Here is an 18,309-nt window from a genome sequence, read left to right on the forward strand (position 1 = left end):
ACTAAGCTTGTAAAAGCATCCTTTCCGAACAGCATAATTGGAAATCGGAACAAATAGTTATATTCGTTTATGACCCCTCCTTCCATTCTTGATGAAATATGAATATATCCATAAGACAAGCAACCAACAACAATAATGACATACAAAGCCAAAATCGATAGATCATATTTATCTCTTATTTGGGTGTACTTCTTTTTAGTTTCAATAATCATCACTATTATATTTGTAATAATAGTTAAAACGATGGCATTGTATGTTTCAGAAATTAATGGAAGTGTTTTTGCATCCTTAGTAAGATTATAATCTGGCAATGGTTCATATTGGATCCGACCTTCATTCCAAATAATCCCAAAGATTACAATTATATCTACAATACACAGGATGAGAAGTCTATAACTTGGCTTGCTTTTATGGATTAATCTCATATTTGAATTCTCCTTTATTGCCTTCTTTTATCCATTTATCATATTCATTCCATACAGTTTTAAGGATGTCAGTTATATTTCTGTTGTCGATTGTACCATTCATACTATTTCCCATAATATTGTTTTCCCATCCTTTGTTTGGACCATTTTCATCTGTATATTGATCAGGAAGCCCTAATATATGTCCTACTTCGTGAGGAGCAGGATCGTCCTTTGACAAACTCCTTCCGTTTCGTCCCAAACTACGCCATTGCCCTTCATCGTATCCACTAACATATGATCTTTCACAATCTTCAGAAACTTGGATGTAATTATTACGACTAAAAGGATTCCAAGAGTCGGCAATGACAAATGGGTTGCTCCTTTCCTGACCGCCAAATAAGCCCAACTTAATGTCGAAATATACGTTATATGCTCTTCCGCTATGACTTATAGAATGCTTTCCACCCCATATATTATTAATATCATTCTGCATTTGTTGCATAACTGATTTTGTTGCACCATTTCCATATAAATATATGTTTGCTGCAATTGTAATAGTATTACCATAAATACTTATTATACCATCTCGCCCATCCGGATCAATAAATTTAACAGGATTGTTGTTACAATAGGCATACGGAGATTGCCAACGGTATGCGTTAGCATTAATAGCCACGATAAACATGACTACTACTGTCAATGTTTTTTGAAGTATTCTCATATCGCTTTTCATGATTATTAGATTTTGTTTTAAACTATCTATCTCTTCCTTGGTTTTATTCCACTTGCGACGTAATTTATCTGTTTCTTGAGTCCTGTGTGTATTCCTCAAGTCCTGAGAACACTGTGCAAGTTTACGGTCTAGCTCATCTGTTATAGAATCACGAAGTCCTCCATTATATCGAAGATGGTCCATCAATTGTGCTTCCAACGATTTCGCTTTGATTATAATACGCGAATTCAACAAGCAAGTGCAAATTTAGCTTATATTCTTCATAAAACACTCTTTTGGTGTTGAAAAATTAAGTTTTACTCTTGGTCTGTTGTTAATTTTCTCCATTATCTTTGTAATTTGTTGTTGACTTATGTGTTCAAACGTTGTTGATTTCGGTATATACTGCCTGATTAATCCATTGATATTCTCAACAGATCCTTTCTGCCACGAGGAGTATGGATCAGTAAAATAGACAGGAACTCCAATACTCTTGGTTATCTTCTCATGCGAAGCAAATTCAAGTCCATTGTCAGTAGTAATCAAGCTCGCCATTACCTTGTGCAAATGCTGGTTGCAAAGATGGCAATACTCCGAAAATACTTATATAATTATTCTTTTGATATTCATTGTGCATGCTAAGTACAAATTATTTAACAAACTACCAAACTTATAATCCTCTCTCAGCCCAATCGCCTCGGTCAAGATTACGATATCCGATGGCCTCGGCGATGTGCATGGACTGTACTTTCTCCGAGCCGGCAAGGTCGGCAATGGTGCGTGCAACTTTCAGAATGCGACTATAGGCACGTGCAGAAAGATTAAGCCGTTCCATAGCAGTCTGTAGGATATTCAAGGTTTCAGCATCGAGCTCACAGTACTGGTGAATCATTCGGTCTGTCATCTGTGCATTGCAGTGTATCAGTTTAGAATCTTTGAAACGTTCAGTCTGAATGGCCCTTGCTTTCATGACGCGTTCTCGTATTTGTGCACTTGATTCTCCTGGCTCGGCTTTTGATAGGTCTTTAAATGGTATAGCCTGAATTTCACACTGTATATCGATACGGTCAAGTAGAGGACCACTAATCTTATTCATATACTTCTGTATCTGCCCAGGTGTACAGACACAGTGATGTGTAGGATCTCCGTAGTAACCACATGGACATGGATTCATGCTGGCTATAAACATAAAAGAACATGGATATTCTATTGAGTATTTAGAACGACTGATATTGATGATGCGGTCTTCTAATGGCTGTCGAAGAACCTCTAGTGTATGTTTGTTAAATTCTGGAAGTTCATCGCAGAAGAGGACTCCATTGTGTGCAAGGCTGATTTCTCCAGGCATTGGATTAGAACCACCTCCAACTAATGCTACTTCAGATATTGTATGATGTGGAGAGCGAAATGGTCGTTGCGCGATGAGTGACGTTCCCTTGTTTAATTTTCCGGCAATAGAGTGTATTTGTGTGGTTTCTAGGCTTTCTGCTAATGTTAGTGGAGGGAGGATAGATGGTAGACGTTTCGCCATCATAGATTTTCCGCTTCCAGGAGGACCAATCATGATAAGATTATGTCCGCCTGCAGCAGCTACTTCTAGTGCTCTTTTTACATTTTCTTGTCCTCGAACATCAGCGTAGTCGAAATCATAATTAGATTGATTTTTGTAAAATTCTTTTCGAGTATCTACAATAGTAGGCTTAAAATCCTGTTTATCGCTCAAAAACTGTATTACGTCAAACAGATTTTTCATGCCGTATACTTCCAACTTGTTAACGACTGCAGCTTCTCTTACATTGTCTTCAGGAACAATTAGGCCCTTGAAATGTTCTGCTCTAGCTCTTATGGCTATAGGTAATGCACCCTTAACGGGTTGTAAGGTACCATCAAGACTAAGTTCACCAACAAGCATAAATTCATGAAGATGATTGCTAGGGATATTTTCATTTGCAGCCAATATTCCAATAGCTAATGGCAAATCAAATCCACTACCTTCTTTTTTGAGGTCGGCTGGTGCCATGTTTACGGTTATATCAGCTATTGGGAAATGGTAGCCACTATATTGCATAGCTGCTGATATTCTATCTTTGCTTTCTCTTACAGCAGTATCGCCTAGTCCGGTTAGGTGGTACATTACACCTCTGTTGAGGCTAACTTCTACAGTTACTGTAGTAACGTTTAAACCATTTACTGCAGCACAATATGTTTTAACTAACACTTTTGGTAATTTTCTGTTTAAGTAAATATAATGGTATAGGGGTGGATTATTAAGTGTAGTAAGAAATTATGGAAAAATCTTATTTAGTCTATCTCTAAGGTCTTGAGACTTTAAATCACGAGCTATGATTTTACCATCTTTGAGTAGGAGGTTTCCTGGTAAAGATGTTAGTCCTAATGTTTTGATGGTTTTGCCATCAAACATATCTTGGTCACAAATATTAGGCCAATTAATAGAGTCTCTTTTCATGGTTTGCTGGCAATCTTTTTTGCTGGCATCCACGCATATGCTCATTAATTTTAGTTTTCCCTGTGATTTTTGCTGTATACTCTTTAAGAAGCGTTGAAGATTTTGACTTTCGAAATCAGAAGATGTCCAAACATTGATGACTGCATAAGGTGCTGAGCTCAAAGTACTACTAGCAAACATTTTTCCCTCAGTGTCATAGGCTGTAAAGTGGGGAAGGTTAGCTTGCTCCTTGGCATTCTTTAATTGTTGAAGACTTATGGTCATTCTCTTTATATATCCATTTTTAGGTTGAGCAGCTTCCATCTGTTTAAGCAATTCGGCAGCCTTGGTATAATCAGGATATGACTTGTCAAGGAAGTATGTTCGCACAAGATAAGTGCTGACAATTGATTCTGGATGATCCTTGATAAATATTTCAGCTTTTTTTATCATTTCAGGAGGTGATACATTGAGAATCATCTCTCTGAAGTGGTTCATTAGTTCATTAGCTTCTGAACCTTCAACCTTTAATTCTTTTAAATGTGAAGCATCAGCTTTGATAGTTACACTTGTACCAGGTTCTGCAAAAATAGGTTGTTGGGAGAAATTTGGGAATATGATAACCAATGTTCCTTCGTTATGGCAAGGTATTTCATAATCAATCTCTCCACCAGAAATCTGAATGGTATCAATGCCTGAAATAACACCATCTGGGCTGTAAATATAAAATTCAGCCTGATTCATGTGAAGAAATTTTCCACTAATTTTAAAACGGTCACTTTTTATCCCGCAAGAACAAAGAAATAGAGAAAAAAAGGTAAGTAATAAAAAGGTAATCTTTTTCATAAAATAAAATATTCTTTAGGAAAAAGATTGTGCCGCGAGCGGGACTCGAACCCGCACAGCCATTACTGGCCAAGGGATTTTAAGTCCCTCGTGTCTACCAATTCCACCATTGCGGCTCCATCTTTTAAGGAATTTGAGCGGAAAACGAGACTCGAACTCGCGACCCCAACCTTGGCAAGGTTGTGCTCTACCAACTGAGCTATTTCCGCAAATTTGCGATTGCAAAGGTATGATTATTTATTCAATCTACCAAATGAATTTACAAATTTTAATATTTAGTTGATAACAAGTGTACCATTTGGTCCTGATGTGCTAGCTCTATATTGTATCATAGCTTTGCCTCCTTCGCCACTGGCGACGAGTCCCGTGCTAAGATCGTAATAGCGTTTGCAGTTGCTGCAATAGGTTTGTCCGTTGCTATTTACGGTAAGATTTTTGTATTTACTCTCGTTATAGCAGTTAGGGCAAAGAAGGTCATAGGCTTTAAATTGATTGTCCAAAATACCAAAACCAACAATGACTCCATTGTTTTTGCCAAAAATATAGCCTCTCTGTTGATCTTGATACGTAAAAGCTACATCATCTGTACCGCCTTGATTACTTTCGATATGAAAGTAAGGTTTACCATTAATGCTCTTCTTGCTGAAAGTAACAAAAACATTTGAACTGATAGTCATAGCCGCTGCAACTTTGGAATTATTGTTTGTACTGTTATCGAATATCAAATAACAAGAGTTGTCATACTGGTTGTCTGCACAACTGGCAGACAACAGTACAACCCCTATTCCAATTAATAGTTTGCAAATCTTATGGACATGTAAAAAGTGCATTCTGTGATTATTTAATCAGTTCTTTTTCGGCTTTCTCTACTTTGTCAAAGTGGAAACCTGCAATGTTTTCATCCATCAGTGCTTGTATCTGCTCATTGCAAAGGTTGCCAATTGAGCCTTCGTGAGTATGATGAATGTTTTTGTTAGCCTTAAATGTTCCTGCTTCTATTTCTAGGCCTACTTTCTTGTAAGCGTCACGAAATGGAACTCCTGATGCAGCAAGGTTATTCACTTCCTCTACTGAGAACATAGGATCATACATCGGATTGTCAAGAATATGCTCATTTACTTCTATCTTATTGATAATGTAGGCGGCCATCTGAAGACAATCTTTTAGTTCTTCGAATGCTGGCAGGAATACTTCTTTAATAATCTGAAGATCACGAAAATAGCCAACAGGTAAATTATTCATGATAAGCATTACCTGTTGTGGTAAACTCTGAATTTTATTGCTCTTGGCACGGATTAGTTCGAATACATCAGGATTCTTTTTGTGAGGCATGATGCTCGAACCGGTGGTGCATTCTTTTGGCAGCTTAACAAAACTGAAATTTTGGCTGTTGAACATGCATGCGTCAAAAGCCATTTTGGCTAATGTTCCTGCTACTGATGCTAAAGCAAATGCAACATTACGTTCCATCTTACCGCGGCCCATCTGCGCATATACCACGTTGTAGTCCATAGAGTCAAAGCCCAATAGTTTGGTGGTAAGTGTACGGTTCAATGGAAAACTGCTACCATAACCTGCTGCACTTCCCAAAGGATTACGGTTAGTAATCTTGTAAGCTGCTTGAAGGAAGGTTACATCGTCTGCTAAACTTTCTGCATAAGCACCGAACCAAAGACCAAAGCTGCTAGGCATTGCAATCTGTAAATGGGTATAACCAGGCATCAGTATATCTTTGTACTGATTGCTCTTCTGAATAAGTTCGTCAAACAGAATTTTGACAGCTTCAACGATGTCTTTCAATTCTTGTCGAGTAAAGAGTTTCAGATCAACAAGTACTTGATCGTTGCGAGATCTTCCGCTGTGTATCTTTTTGCCGATATCACCCAGTTTATTAGTAAGCATAACCTCTACTTGTGAGTGTACATCCTCAATACCGTCTTCGATTACAAATTCGCCTCGTTCGCAAATAGCATAAATATTTTTCAACTCTTTTAACAGGACGTTGAGTTCCTCTTTTTTGAGTAATCCTATGGTTTCAAGCATGGTAATATGTGCCATAGAGCCCATGACATCATATTTTGCTAAATAAAGGTCCATTTCACGATCTCGACCGACAGTGAATCGTTCGATCTCTTTGTTGACTTCAAAATTTTTCTCCCAAAGTTTGTTTGCCATAATTTTGTAAATTTAGAGTCTTCTCGTCTAGTTATCGTTGAATCCGTATTGTTAATCTTCATAAGGTATTATAGCCATAACGTCTGCTATCTTTTCGATGCTTTCTTGTAAAGGCTTTTGTACCATACCCTTAATGAATGGGTTTAAGTCGGCCTTGATGGTCAACTTCAGCTTGCATGAAGTTTCTGTTACCGGTAAAATCTGAATCCAGAAATTAAAAGGAACAGGACTGTTTTCTGTTTCAAACTTAACCATCTTTGGTTCCTCACGATTGATGATTCGCAGTTTGATATCGCCCACCATTGGAGCTTTGATCGAGATAGAGTCTGTGTCAAAAGTCAAATCTTCTATCTTATCTGCAGGGATCTTGTCTTTTATTTTACCGATATTATTCATATCGCTAAGTGTACGATAAACAGATTCCTGTTTGTGAGGAATCTGTTTAATAGAACTTTCAAATGTACTGCTCATGTTTGTCTTTTTGCGTATATTATTTTCTCCAATTAGCTGGATCTTTGCGCCATTCGTGAAGAACTTCTACATCTTCGTTAGAGATATAGCCTGTTTCTACAGCTTCTTCTACTACATGTTCATAGTCTGTCAAAGTGACGAGCTTAACGTTTGCATCCTCGAAAGCCTTTTTGGCTACAGGGAAACCGTATGTGTATGAAGCTACCATACCTATAACTTCACAACCATTCTTGCGGATAGCGTCAACAGCCTTCAAAGAAGAGCCACCTGTAGAGATTAAGTCTTCAATGACAACAACCTTGCTACCAGGTTTCAGTTCGCCTTCAATCAGATTTTCCAATCCGTGATCTTTTGGTTTACTTCTTACATAAACGAAAGGCAAGCAGAGCTCGTCTGCAACCAACTGACCTTGAGCGATAGCACCTGTTGCAACACCAGCTACAGCATCAGCTTCTGGGAAGTGCTCCAAAACAGCGTGAGTAAGTTCTAACTTGACATAGCTGCGTAGATCAGGATAAGACAAAGTCTTACGGTTATCACAGTAGAAAGGAGATTTCCAGCCAGAGGCCCATGTAAAAGGGTTGTTTGGCTGCAACTTAATAGCTTTAATCTTTAATAACTTAGATGCAAAAACTTTTTTTAGCTTATCCATAATATTTATTGGCCTTTTATATGATAATATGTTATTATTAGTGCAAAGTTACAATGATTTTGTTTCTTAATCGTAGCTGTATTGTTAAAAGTAATTAACATTTTAATAAAAAGGTCCTAGCCTTTGGAATATCCAAGGGTAAGTATACTGATTTTTACATTTCCTGCTTTGGCAATTTCTTTTCCACATGATACCATGGTTGCTCCGGTTGTGCAGATGTCATCGATAAGAAGTATGTGTTTGCCTCGTACTTTTTCTGGATGCGTCAGTTTGAACAGACCTCGTACATTTTCTTCACGTCCCCATCTGCCTTTATGTGTCTGGCTACTCTTAAATTTGGTACGTTTTACGATATGTTCTTCCACTCTAATGCCTGTTACTTCCTGTATGCCTTTAGCTATTTCGTTACTCTGATTATATCCTCGTTTCAGTTTGCGGCTCCAGGATAAGGGTACAGGTATTATACAGTCAATATCATCAAAGAAGTGATTTTTGCTAAATTCGAGTGCTGTCATAATTCCCATATGATATCCGATAGTGGGGTGATTATCATATTTAAGATTGTATATGATTTGACTAGCAGGTGCATGTCCTTGGTAGTAGAATAAGGCTGCTGCACGTTCTATTGGTATTTTTGCCCAAAATAGTTTCGCCATTTCGTTTTCATATGGGTCTTGCCAATAATAGGTCCGAGGAAGGTGAATATTGCAGCTGGTGCAGATGACATGCTCACTGGTATGTAGCCTTCGACCACAGATATAGCAAGTGCGTGGGGCGATAAGATCGAATATGCATTCTAAGATACTTGCCATATTGTAATTTTAAAAATCGTTGTCTGGTATATCATCGATATGATTTAGGCATTTTTTGATAAGATCCATGGAAAAACCTCTTCCCATAGCAAATTTGGTGAGCTTCATATTTAATTCATAGTCATTTTTGGCTTTGATAGACTTACGCTTACTCTGTAGTATAGGGCGTAAAACATCGAGATATAACTTGTTGTCGATTTCTTCAAAGATGGGGTCGGATATATCTTTGGAAATATGTTTTAGGTATAATGCTTGTTCTACCTTTTTTCGTCCCCATTTGTTATATTTTATTTTATCATTGATAAAAAACCGAGCAAAGCGACTATCATCTACATATTTCTCCCGAATAAGATATTCCATATTTCTAGCGATAGCATCTTCTTCTAGCTCCCATTTCTTCATTTTTTCCAGCATTTCCTGAGAACAGTGTTCTGATTGTGAGCAAAGTTTTGTCAGTTTGAATAGAGCTTGTTGTTCTGATATTGGTTTCATTCTTTTATTGACTTGGTAAAACGATATTTGCCAAATTGGTCTTGAATCAATTCGTTTTGTTGTAATCCTTCTTGCTGGAGCATACGAAGCATGGCGTCTGCGCAGAGGGGATTTATTTCAAAGAGTAATATGCCTTTCGGCTTCAATGCACGTACAGAGTATCGTGCTATGGCTGTATAAAATTTCAGAGGATCTTGATCTGGTACAAATAGGGCTAATTCTGGTTCGTAATCCAGAACATTCTTTTCCATATTTTGTCGCTCTTTGTCCATTATGTATGGTGGATTGCTCAGAATGACATCCCAACAGGATTGATGGTCAGGTGCATTGAGAGCATCTTGCAAATGAAAATCTACGGTGGCATTCAAGCGCTGGGCATTGTCTTTTGCGATTTGCAATGCTTTTGGGGATATATCCCAGGCTGATACTTCTGCCTGTGTATGCTCAAGAGAAGCTGTAATGGCAATGCATCCGGAACCTGTACCGATGTCGAGAATAGTCTGTTTTTGATTGACTTTAGGGATATAATCCAATAATTCTGCTGTCTCTGGACGGGGAATCAGAACACCTGGCTCAACATGGAATGTTCTGCCATAGAAATCGGCAATTCCAAGAACATATTGTACGGGTTCTCCTTTTTCGATTCGTTGTATATTTTTCTCTAGTTCATTCTCTTCTTCTGAAGATAATTCACTAACTTTGCCGATAACAATGTCGGTCATAGACATATTAAAAAGACGCTCAAGTACCAAACGGGTGATGGCACGTGCTTCGCCTGCTTCATATAGGGGAGTAAGTCTTTGCCAAATTTGTTGATAAGTCATGATATAAAATCAGGGTTTCTTAATTTTGCCCTTCGTGCAAAAATAATAAAAATAAGCGTATGAACCAAAAATCGATAGACGAAAAATATATGCGCCGTTGTATAGCAATTGCTCGTAACGGTCTGAATTCTGCCAAACCAAATCCTTCGGTAGGTGCTGTAATCGTTTCTGCAGATAATCGAATAATAGGAGAGGGCTATACTTCTTCTTATGGTGGGCCTCATGCTGAGGTGAATGCATTTGCTTCGGTTAAACCAGAAGATGAACATCTTTTAGCCGATGCTACACTCTATGTCAGTTTGGAGCCATGTTCACATTATGGAAAGACACCTCCTTGCGCTGATTTAGTAGTTCGAAAAGGTGTAAAGCGATGTGTTTGTGGTTGTATAGACCCTTTCTCTGAGGTGCAGGGACGGGGTATTAAGAAGTTGAGAGATGCTGGTATTGATGTTACAGTGGGAGTCCTTGAAAAGGAATGTAAGGCTTCGAATAAGCGCTTCTTTACATTTAACATGTTGCATCGTCCTTATATTATATTGAAATGGGCGCAGACGATTAATGGTTTTATGGGAGGGAAAGATAGATTGCATATTTCTACACCTTTTACCCAAATGCTTGTGCATCAGCTTCGTGCAGAGTGTGATGCTATTCTTATCGGGAGAGGAACTCTTGAGAGTGATCATCCGCAATTGAATGTACGTGACTGGTATGGTCCTTCACCAGAACGGATAGTATTAAGTCATAATACAGATGGTATACCTGAAGGTTTTCTTGCATTTACAGACATCGATTCTGTACTTACTCATCTTTATCAAGAGAAAAAACAAAGTTTAATAGTTGAAGGGGGAGCACAGATTCTTCAAGCTTTCATAGAAGCCGGGCTTTGGGATGAAATTCGTATAGAAACGTCTCCATTTACAATTACTGAAGGTATTAAATCTCCAATTCTTCCTTATTCGGCTCAGCTTGTGCGACAAAAAATGTATGATGGAAATCGTATCAGTTGGTATGAACACTTGTAATTCATATATCAAAAAAGAGTAAGTAGAATCTAAATACTACTTACTCTTTTTTTTATTTTCTACCAAAGTCGGCTGGAATTTCTCCCCATTTTGTTGTTTCCCATTTTAAAATAGGTACTGTAACAGCATGTGTTTTCAGCCAGTTTTCAGCTCTTTCTATAATATTATAGAGCTGGGCTGTCTGAGCATTCCGTTCCATTTTGGTTTTGCATTTTTTCTTATTGACCCACAAGATGGCATTGTAGCTGTCAGAATAGATTACTTTATCCTTGATGCCTTTTTGCTCCATGAGGGCTAAGGCATGTACAATGGCTAGAAACTCTCCAATGTTATTGGTGCCATGAGTCGGACCAAAATGGAATACCCGAGCACCTGTTGTCAGGTCGATAGCTTGATATTCCATGGGACCAGGGTTGCCACTGCAAGCGGCATCTACTGCCCAGGCATTGGCTTTAACCTCATTAGGAATAGGTAATACCGTATCTTGTCGCCAGTCTGGTGGATTAATCAGTTTGTCGTTTGCCATTTATAATGTCTGATTACATTCTCTCTGGAACTTGAATTCCAAGGAGTTCCATACCATTTTTGATAATCTTTGCTACGTTTTCAGCGATGACCAGACGGGTTACTCTTTCTTCCTCAGTATCAGCCTTCAGAATACTGTAGTCATGATAGAACTGGTTGAAGTCTTTTGTCAGTTCGTAGCAGTAGTTAGCAATACCACTTGGAGAGTAGTTTGTGCCAGCTTCAGCAACAGCAGCAGAGAAGTCGTTCATCTTTTGGATTAACTCAATCTCTTTTTCATTCAGAGGAGCATTATCACTTAGAGATGCAGGTATATTGATATTTTGCTCTTTAGCATTACGCATGATACTGCGAATACGGGCGTAGGTGTACTGAATGAATGGACCTGTATTACCATTAAAATCGATACTCTCTTCAGGGTTGAATAGCATATTCTTTCGAGCATCAACTTTGAGAATGAAGTATTTTAAAGCACCCATACCAACGATACGAGCTATTTCATTCTTTTCTTCCTCTGTCATATCTTTAAACTTGCCCAATTCGTCAGATGTCTCACGAGCGTCTTTCACCATTTCTGCTATCAGATCGTCGGCATCAACAACAGTTCCCTCACGGCTCTTCATTTTACCGTTTGGCAATTCTACCATACCATAAGAGAAATGTACCAAGTCTTTACCCCACTTGAAGCCTAGACGGTCGAGGAGAATAGAGAGTACCTGGAAGTGATAATTCTGCTCATTACCAACTACGTAGATCATCTTGTCGATAGGGAAGTCTGAAAAACGCATATCGGCAGTACCGATATCCTGAGTCATATATACAGAAGTACCATCAGAGCGAAGCAACAATTTCTCGTCAAGACCATCCTTAGTAAGGTCTGCCCAAACGCTGTTATCATCACGACGATAGAAAAGGCCTTTTTCCAACCCTTCTTCTACTTTTTTCTTGCCTTCGAGGTATGTATTTGATTCATAATAAATTTTATCGAAGCTTACACCAAGAGCTTTATAGGTCTCGTCAAAACCTGCATAGACCCAAGAATTCATTTTAGCCCAAAGTTGGCGAATTTCTGGATCATTATTTTCCCATTTTACAAGCATATCGTGAGCTTCCTTGATAAGTGGAGCTTCTTGCTCTGCTTTTTTCTTAGCTTCTTCTTCACCCATACCTTCGGCTGTATATTGAGCTACAAGCTCTTTTACTTCCTCTCTGTAATGTTTGTCGAAGGCTACATAGAAGTCGCCAATGAGGTGGTCACCCTTTTTACCTGCTTTTTCTGGAGTTATATTATTTCCCCATTTTAACCAAGCTAACATACTCTTGCAGATATGGATACCTCTGTCATTTACAATATTAGTTTTAACTACCTTGTTACCATTAGCTTCCATAATCTGAGCTAGAGACCAACCTAAAAGATTGTTACGTACGTGGCCTAGGTGGAGAGGTTTGTTGGTGTTAGGAGAAGAATACTCAATCATTACGAGAGGACTATTCTCTGTAACGGGTTTTTCGCCGAATTTAGGATTAGCATTGATTTCATTCAGCAATTCTACCCAAGCGGCAGGTGCGATAGAAAGGTTAAGGAATCCCTTAACAACGTTAAACTTTGCGATAGCTTTGCAATTAGCTTGTAAGTATTCACCGAGTTCTTGAGCTGTGTCCTCTGGTTTTTTCTTGGAAATCTTCAAGAATGGGAACACTACCAAGGTTAAGTTACCTTCAAAGTTACTGCGAGTCTTTTGCAGCTGTACCATATTTTCTGGTACTTCCTGTCCGTATAGTTCTTTTACTGCCGCAAGGACAGCATTACTGATTTGATTTTCAATCTTCATACCGGTATAATAATATAAATTCGAATTTTGCTGCAAAACTACATAAAAAAAATGAGATATTTGGGGCTATGTCTGATTATTTGCTCTATTTGACTGTATCGAGTGCATAAATAACAAAATGCTTTGTGATTAGTCTCGATCTACAGGTCGTCCCTTAAAATAGGTATGGATACCATCTGTAGCATAGCCGTCACCTTTGTAAATGAACTGATTACCACCCCAAGCGTCAGAAATAATTTTGCCATTATAATAAGCGTGATTTTTGTCTCGGGCATATCCTCCTCCTAAATCTTCTGTTCCTATAGGGTTTAATTTGGATTCTACCTTTCTTTTCTTTTTGTTGATAGATTTTTGGCTCTTGGTTGTAGATAATAATATTTTTTGCATATAATTAGCTACTAAATGAGCAACTTCTTGTTCATGTTTTGAAAATCCATGATCCATTAAGTCCATCAGGTGAAACTCGCTGTTTTTGATGATATAGCTGAAGCGTTGCCCATAAGTGTAAGGTACTATTTTATCCTTGTTTCCGTGAATAATGCAAGCTGGGCCTTGATAATTTATGGCGGTTTCGTAAATAGGCAGATTAAACGCTGTGCGGATATAGTTGGCACCTAATTTCTTACCATTAAATAATTTTACACCGTTAGGAGCATTAAACGGGTCGTACATGGCCCCCATTGTATTTCCTCTGATGCAGTCATCACGTAACACTGCCGCTGGAGCCAAAAGGGCTATAGCAGATATTTTTTCATGAGTTAGCTGGCCGCTGAGCATGGCTGTTACAACTCCTCCTTGGGAGTGCCCTACAATTCCAATATTTTTAATAAATGGTAGTGCTTTTACATAGTAATATACCTGTAAGGCATCTTTTATTTCGTTGGGTACAGTCATGTCTTCAAATTCCCCTTCGCTATTGCCGTGGCCATTAAAATCGAATCGAATACTACCAATGCCTCTTGCCTCTAGACTATCTGCAACATTTCTAAGTAAAAATTCATTTTTGTTGCCCATAAATCCATGACAAATAATCACCATAGGTATCTTTTGCTCATTTGTAGTCATAGGCTTTTGAATAATGGCATCAAGTAAACCATGGTCTCCTTGAATCTTGACAACTTCAGAAATAGCAAACACATGAAGTGTGCAGAAAAATAAGAAAGTGGATAGTAAAAAATATTTCTTCATAAGTCGAATTTTATAGGTATATGCAAATATACGTTTTTTTTCTTTTGTATGCTATCTTTTTTGTATTTTTGCATATTATGGATCGAAGGAAAATCATACATATTGATATGGATGCATTCTTTGCCAGTGTAGAGCAAAGAGATCATCCTGAATGGAGTGGCAAGCCTTTGGCTGTAGGTCGTGATGGTGATCGTGGTGTCGTGTCGACAGCAAGTTACGAGGCTCGAAAATATGGTGTTCATTCTGCCATGTCGATTCAGATGGCTAAGCGGTTATGTCCTAATTTGATAATAGCAGCTAGTCATCATAGTTACTATGCAAAAATATCGCATCAGATTCATGAGATATTTCAAGATTATACAGATAAAATTGAGCCAATTAGTATCGATGAGGCTTTCTTAGATGTAACAGTAAACAAAAAGGGTAGTGATTTGGCTGTTGATATCGCTAAAGAAATAAAGCAACGTATTTTTGAAACTGTTCATTTGACAGCCTCTGCTGGCATTTCTTATAATAAGTTCTTAGCTAAAATCGCTTCGGATTATCGTAAACCTGATGGATTATTTGTAATTCATCCTGATAAAGCGCTTGATTTTATAGCTCAATTACCAATTGAAAAATTTTGGGGAGTTGGTCCTAAAACAGCTCTTCGAATGCATCATGTCGGTATTTTTAATGGTTTACAATTGCGGCAGTGTTCTGTCAATCATTTAAAAGAACTGTTTGGCAAATCTGGGCCTGTTTTCTATAATTTTGCTCGTGGTATAGATGAACGTCCTGTTATTAGTGAGCATGTCAGAAAGTCGGTAGGATGCGAACAGACTTTTTTAGAAGATATAAGTATTCGTTCATCAGTTATCATAGCACTATATCACATCGTATTAGAATTGGTAGAGCGTTTGAAAAAAGATGATTTCAGAGGTAAAACATTGACTTTGAAAATTAAATATGGTGATTTTACTCAGAAATCGAAAAGTATTACACAACAAAAATACTTGCGAGAGAAAGATACGATTCTTCCTCTCGCAAAACAATTGCTTACTCAGTTTAGATTTGACGCAAATCACCCTATTCGCCTGATGGGGCTATCTGTATCAAATCCTCATGAAGAAGTTATAGATACAGAACCTCACTGGGAAGAGGGCTTTTTGGATTTTGATTTTACCTGATGGTATGTTTGTCTACAAAATCGGAAAATTGGCTTTGATAGCCATTAAATACGGTAATATCTACTTCTCCATGGATACCACTTACACGTCCGTCTGGCGCTAATTGCCAGTATGCTAGTTTTACATCAGGCTTATATTCACCGTATCGAGCTATCCAGAATTGATATTTGTGTTTTAAGTCAGGGGCCATAGGTAGATACCGGTTTACAAACATCTGGCTGATATATAGTACAGGTTTTACACCTGTTTTTCTTTCTACAATATGCAGCCATGTGCGTATTTGGGAGAACAATTCTTGTGCACCACCCATTTTGGCTATTTGTTCGTGAGAAGGTTCAACATCAAGTACTGGAGGAAAATCTCCTTTATGGAAACATGATTTCTTCAAGAAGAAGTTGGCTTGCTGTGTAGCACTCGACGTTGTTGAGAAGAAATGGTAAGTACCTACACGAATGCCTGCAGCTTTGGCCTTATTATAATCATTTTTATAGTATTTATTATAGATAGATTTTCCTTCAGTTGATTTAATATAAGCAAAAGATACTTTATAGTTTATATTTCCTGTAATCTTTTTCTTGCTGAGCTTTCCAAGGCTGATTATTCTAATTTGATTCCAGTTGATTCCATATTTCTTTTTGCCTATTTCATGTTGATATTTACTTACGTCGATACCATAGATACGGTTGCTTGTATAGTTGACTCTTTCGCCATAATATTTATCATTCTTCCATTCTCCAGCTCTGATTTTCTGTTTTGGACGAATAGAAAAACAAAATCCATTTCTTTGGTTGTTCTTCCAAAATCCTTCAGAATAATTACCTTTTCCTGCATTATATTTTCCATATCCATTGGCTATGGCATAACGGTTCATTTCGCCTGTATATATACCGAGAGAATCTTTTCTGATACCATAATACAAGGTGTCATTTTTCCATTTGCCTTGTATCCTGTAGCCGTTCATATTTATCCATAGGTCTTTAGTCAGTTTCCAACCGTTATTCCATATTCTGTCAAATTGGATATTTTTGCAGGAATGAATAGCTTCCAAGCCTATTGTACCATACTTCTGTGTATAGATATAATCAGGTATGGCAGTAAGATATGCTTGATGATTCAAGATATCCACATGTTCTGGTGTTTTCTTGTTTTGGGTTTGAAATATCAGGTATTTTCCTTTATGTGCCTTTTCTTTCAATATACATGTCTGAATCGTTTCCTTGCCATGCTGGTCGAGATAGCGTACTGCGAACTTTTGTTTGCTTATAATAGCGAGTTTATCAGAAGATTTAATACTATCGAGAATATGTAGAATTTTTGCAGTTTGAGTAATGACTGAATCTAGCTCAATATTATATTTGGAAACGATAGTAAATCCTTCGTCATCGACGCTATGTACACGTAGGTAATAATGTAACTCTTTACTTTCGCTTGCCATGCTGTCAATTTGGTTTTGGAGTTCTTTTTTATAGCTTTGTACAAATTGACTGACTGGTAGATCTGTATAAGGCTTGAGTTTAGTATCATGATATAGAGTTACCAGTCTGCCATCACTATAAGGTTGTAGAACCCAGCGCTTGGTCCATGCTGCAGGAAAACTCAAAGTATCATTTTTTAAGTATAAAACCTCTTTACCATTGACTGTTAATGCATATTGGTTATATTGGTGTAAAATAGCAGCACAGTTTTCCTTTTTCCGATTAGATAGTGGAATCAGGTGTGTCATTATAAATGCTACTGCAATAATAGTAGTAATCAGAAACATAATTTCTGTTCTGATTTTTATTAATTGAAATAATTTTTCTTTCATTTTTCTATTTGATGGGCATAAAATTTTGCCACGAGTGCTCCACTTAAATTATGCCAAACAGAGAAGATTGCTCCTGGTATAGTTGCCATAGGATATAAGGCGAAATGCAAGTTTGCTAAAGAACTGGCGAGTCCACTATTTTGCATACCTACCTCTATGGATATGGCTATTTGCTTTTTTAATTCTAATCCTAATAGTTTTCCTACACTATAGCCTAAGGTTAGTCCACAAATATTGTGTAGTATGACGATGAGGATAATGAGTAGGCCACTTTCAAGTAATTTGCTTGAGTTTGATGCAACGATGCTGCCTACAATTATGGCGATTACAGTCGATGAGAAAGCTGGAAGGTAACTGGAAATTTGTTTCGTCTGTTTAGGCCAAAAATGCTGAAGGATAACCCCTATGGCTATTGGTAATATGACGACTTCTATGATACTGATAAACATACCCCAAGCGTTTACTTCTACACGGGCACCAGCTAAAGCAAGCGTTAGTAGGGGGGTAAGCAATGGTGCAAGTACTGTACTAACGGTTGTCATACCTACTGATAAAGCAAGGTCTCCCTTGGCAAGATAGGTTATTACATTAGATGCGGTGCCTCCTGGACAGCAGCCTACGAGGATAACTCCAATTGTAAGTTCATCATTAAGACCAAATATCTTGGCTAGAATATAGGCTATGAAAGGCATAATCGTAAATTGTGCCAGTGACCCTATGAGAATATCCTTAGGTCGTGTAAAGACAATTTTAAAGTCGTAAGGATCCAAAGTGAGTCCCATGCCAAACATTACTAGCCCTAGCATTGGACTGATCCATGATGTCGGGCACCAGGAGAATGTGGTTGGTAAAAGAAGTGCCAAAACTGCTACTATGATTACAATAGTAGCCATATGGTTAGCTATAACATCACAAAATCTTTTCAACAT

Annotated in this window: 17 protein-coding genes, 2 tRNA genes and 1 pseudogene; 2 read left to right on the forward strand and 18 right to left on the reverse strand. The window is 37.9% G+C overall.

From position 1 onward, the window contains the following. Positions 1 to 408: 408 nt before the first annotated feature. The 13 genes and pseudogenes from L6469_RS09420 to prmC all read right to left on the reverse strand — a co-directional run bounded on the left by L6469_RS09420 (position 409) and on the right by prmC (position 9,837). A complete protein-coding gene (locus L6469_RS09420; protein WP_143067129.1) occupies positions 409 to 1,338 on the reverse strand; it encodes a hypothetical protein in 930 nt (309 codons plus the stop codon). 48 nt (positions 1,339 to 1,386) lie between these two features. Beyond that, positions 1,387 to 1,683, reverse strand: a pseudogene (locus L6469_RS09425) (IS30 family transposase); the annotation flags it as partial. Between the two features lie 106 nt (positions 1,684 to 1,789). Continuing rightward, entirely contained in the window at positions 1,790 to 3,337 is a 1,548-nt protein-coding gene (locus tag L6469_RS09430) for a YifB family Mg chelatase-like AAA ATPase (protein WP_006282696.1), read from the reverse strand. A 66-nt stretch (positions 3,338 to 3,403) separates the two neighbouring features. Further along, complete coding sequence (locus tag L6469_RS09435) at positions 3,404 to 4,411, reverse strand: DUF4369 domain-containing protein (RefSeq protein WP_006282695.1); 1,008 nt, start codon at positions 4,409 to 4,411, stop codon at positions 3,404 to 3,406. Positions 4,412 to 4,441: 30 nt separating this feature from the next. Continuing rightward, positions 4,442 to 4,527: transfer RNA gene (locus L6469_RS09440), tRNA-Leu, on the reverse strand. 20 nt (positions 4,528 to 4,547) lie between these two features. Next, positions 4,548 to 4,620: transfer RNA gene (locus L6469_RS09445), tRNA-Gly, on the reverse strand. A gap of 66 nt (positions 4,621 to 4,686) precedes the next feature. Further along, complete coding sequence (locus L6469_RS09450) at positions 4,687 to 5,241, reverse strand: hypothetical protein (RefSeq protein WP_074548103.1); 555 nt, start codon at positions 5,239 to 5,241, stop codon at positions 4,687 to 4,689. A gap of 7 nt (positions 5,242 to 5,248) precedes the next feature. Next, positions 5,249 to 6,586 (reverse strand): argininosuccinate lyase, encoded by a 1,338-nt coding sequence (argH, locus tag L6469_RS09455; protein WP_006282693.1) that lies wholly within the window; start codon positions 6,584 to 6,586, stop codon positions 5,249 to 5,251. A gap of 51 nt (positions 6,587 to 6,637) precedes the next feature. Further along, positions 6,638 to 7,057 (reverse strand): hypothetical protein, encoded by a 420-nt coding sequence (locus L6469_RS09460; RefSeq protein ID WP_006282692.1) that lies wholly within the window; start codon positions 7,055 to 7,057, stop codon positions 6,638 to 6,640. Positions 7,058 to 7,076: 19 nt separating this feature from the next. Beyond that, positions 7,077 to 7,709 carry an orotate phosphoribosyltransferase gene (gene pyrE, locus L6469_RS09465; protein WP_006282691.1) on the reverse strand — a complete coding sequence of 211 codons (633 nt, stop codon included), beginning with the start codon at positions 7,707 to 7,709 and terminating at the stop codon, positions 7,077 to 7,079. 116 nt (positions 7,710 to 7,825) lie between these two features. Next, positions 7,826 to 8,521 carry a ComF family protein gene (locus tag L6469_RS09470; RefSeq protein ID WP_006282690.1) on the reverse strand — a complete coding sequence of 232 codons (696 nt, stop codon included), beginning with the start codon at positions 8,519 to 8,521 and terminating at the stop codon, positions 7,826 to 7,828. 9 nt (positions 8,522 to 8,530) lie between these two features. Then, positions 8,531 to 9,013, reverse strand: coding sequence for a regulatory protein RecX (locus L6469_RS09475; RefSeq protein ID WP_006282689.1), 483 nt, complete (start codon positions 9,011 to 9,013; stop codon positions 8,531 to 8,533). Next, on the reverse strand, positions 9,010 to 9,837 hold the full coding sequence (gene prmC, locus L6469_RS09480) for a peptide chain release factor N(5)-glutamine methyltransferase (protein ID WP_006282688.1): 828 nt from the start codon (positions 9,835 to 9,837) through the stop codon (positions 9,010 to 9,012). The genes L6469_RS09475 and prmC overlap by 4 nt, the downstream gene beginning before the upstream one ends. A 59-nt stretch (positions 9,838 to 9,896) precedes the next feature. On the opposite strand from prmC, the gene ribD reads away from it, so the two are divergent. Next, the gene (gene ribD, locus L6469_RS09485; protein ID WP_006282687.1) at positions 9,897 to 10,859 is read left to right on the forward strand and encodes a bifunctional diaminohydroxyphosphoribosylaminopyrimidine deaminase/5-amino-6-(5-phosphoribosylamino)uracil reductase RibD; all 963 of its coding nucleotides are present in this window, start codon (positions 9,897 to 9,899) and stop codon (positions 10,857 to 10,859) included. Between the two features lie 52 nt (positions 10,860 to 10,911). Here ribD and L6469_RS09490 read toward each other — a convergent pair whose 3' ends face one another. The 3 genes from L6469_RS09490 to L6469_RS09500 form a co-directional block, all read right to left on the reverse strand. Continuing rightward, entirely contained in the window at positions 10,912 to 11,385 is a 474-nt protein-coding gene (locus L6469_RS09490; RefSeq protein ID WP_006282686.1) for an RNase H family protein, read from the reverse strand. Between the two features lie 13 nt (positions 11,386 to 11,398). Continuing rightward, complete coding sequence (argS, locus tag L6469_RS09495) at positions 11,399 to 13,216, reverse strand: arginine--tRNA ligase (protein WP_006282685.1); 1,818 nt, start codon at positions 13,214 to 13,216, stop codon at positions 11,399 to 11,401. Positions 13,217 to 13,345: 129 nt separating this feature from the next. Then, positions 13,346 to 14,404, reverse strand: a complete 1,059-nt coding sequence (locus tag L6469_RS09500; RefSeq protein ID WP_039870646.1) for an alpha/beta hydrolase — start codon at positions 14,402 to 14,404, stop codon at positions 13,346 to 13,348. Positions 14,405 to 14,481: 77 nt separating this feature from the next. Between L6469_RS09500 and dinB the strand changes: the two genes are divergently transcribed. Then, a complete protein-coding gene (gene dinB / locus L6469_RS09505; protein ID WP_006282683.1) occupies positions 14,482 to 15,573 on the forward strand; it encodes a DNA polymerase IV in 1,092 nt (363 codons plus the stop codon). On the opposite strand, the gene L6469_RS09510 is transcribed toward dinB, so the two are convergent. Together L6469_RS09510 and L6469_RS09515 are read right to left on the reverse strand one after the other, a co-directional pair. Beyond that, a complete protein-coding gene (locus tag L6469_RS09510; protein ID WP_050787935.1) occupies positions 15,566 to 17,380 on the reverse strand; it encodes a GH25 family lysozyme in 1,815 nt (604 codons plus the stop codon). The two genes, dinB and L6469_RS09510, sit on opposite strands and share 8 nt — an antisense overlap. Next, complete coding sequence (locus tag L6469_RS09515) at positions 17,377 to 18,306, reverse strand: bile acid:sodium symporter family protein (RefSeq protein WP_006282681.1); 930 nt, start codon at positions 18,304 to 18,306, stop codon at positions 17,377 to 17,379. The genes L6469_RS09510 and L6469_RS09515 overlap by 4 nt, the downstream gene beginning before the upstream one ends. Positions 18,307 to 18,309 lie beyond the last annotated feature (3 nt).

Origin of the sequence: Segatella baroniae B14, assembly GCF_022024235.1 — a bacterium.
GTDB classification, from domain to species: Bacteria; Bacteroidota; Bacteroidia; order Bacteroidales; family Bacteroidaceae; genus Prevotella; species Prevotella bryantii.

Coding starts and splice junctions, on each gene's coding strand:
- L6469_RS09435 (WP_006282695.1), bottom strand. CDS start 4,411: ATGAAAAAGATTACCTTTTTATTACTTACCTTTTTTTCTCTATTTCTT.
- L6469_RS09450 (WP_074548103.1), bottom strand. CDS start 5,241: ATGCACTTTTTACATGTCCATAAGATTTGCAAACTATTAATTGGAATA.
- argH (WP_006282693.1), bottom strand. CDS start 6,586: ATGGCAAACAAACTTTGGGAGAAAAATTTTGAAGTCAACAAAGAGATC.
- L6469_RS09460 (WP_006282692.1), bottom strand. CDS start 7,057: ATGAGCAGTACATTTGAAAGTTCTATTAAACAGATTCCTCACAAACAG.
- pyrE (WP_006282691.1), bottom strand. CDS start 7,709: ATGGATAAGCTAAAAAAAGTTTTTGCATCTAAGTTATTAAAGATTAAA.
- L6469_RS09470 (WP_006282690.1), bottom strand. CDS start 8,521: ATGGCAAGTATCTTAGAATGCATATTCGATCTTATCGCCCCACGCACT.
- L6469_RS09475 (WP_006282689.1), bottom strand. CDS start 9,013: ATGAAACCAATATCAGAACAACAAGCTCTATTCAAACTGACAAAACTT.
- prmC (WP_006282688.1), bottom strand. CDS start 9,837: ATGACTTATCAACAAATTTGGCAAAGACTTACTCCCCTATATGAAGCA.
- ribD (WP_006282687.1), top strand. CDS start 9,897: ATGAACCAAAAATCGATAGACGAAAAATATATGCGCCGTTGTATAGCA.
- L6469_RS09490 (WP_006282686.1), bottom strand. CDS start 11,385: ATGGCAAACGACAAACTGATTAATCCACCAGACTGGCGACAAGATACG.
- argS (WP_006282685.1), bottom strand. CDS start 13,216: ATGAAGATTGAAAATCAAATCAGTAATGCTGTCCTTGCGGCAGTAAAA.
- L6469_RS09500 (WP_039870646.1), bottom strand. CDS start 14,404: ATGAAGAAATATTTTTTACTATCCACTTTCTTATTTTTCTGCACACTT.
- dinB (WP_006282683.1), top strand. CDS start 14,482: ATGGATCGAAGGAAAATCATACATATTGATATGGATGCATTCTTTGCC.
- L6469_RS09510 (WP_050787935.1), bottom strand. CDS start 17,380: ATGAAAGAAAAATTATTTCAATTAATAAAAATCAGAACAGAAATTATG.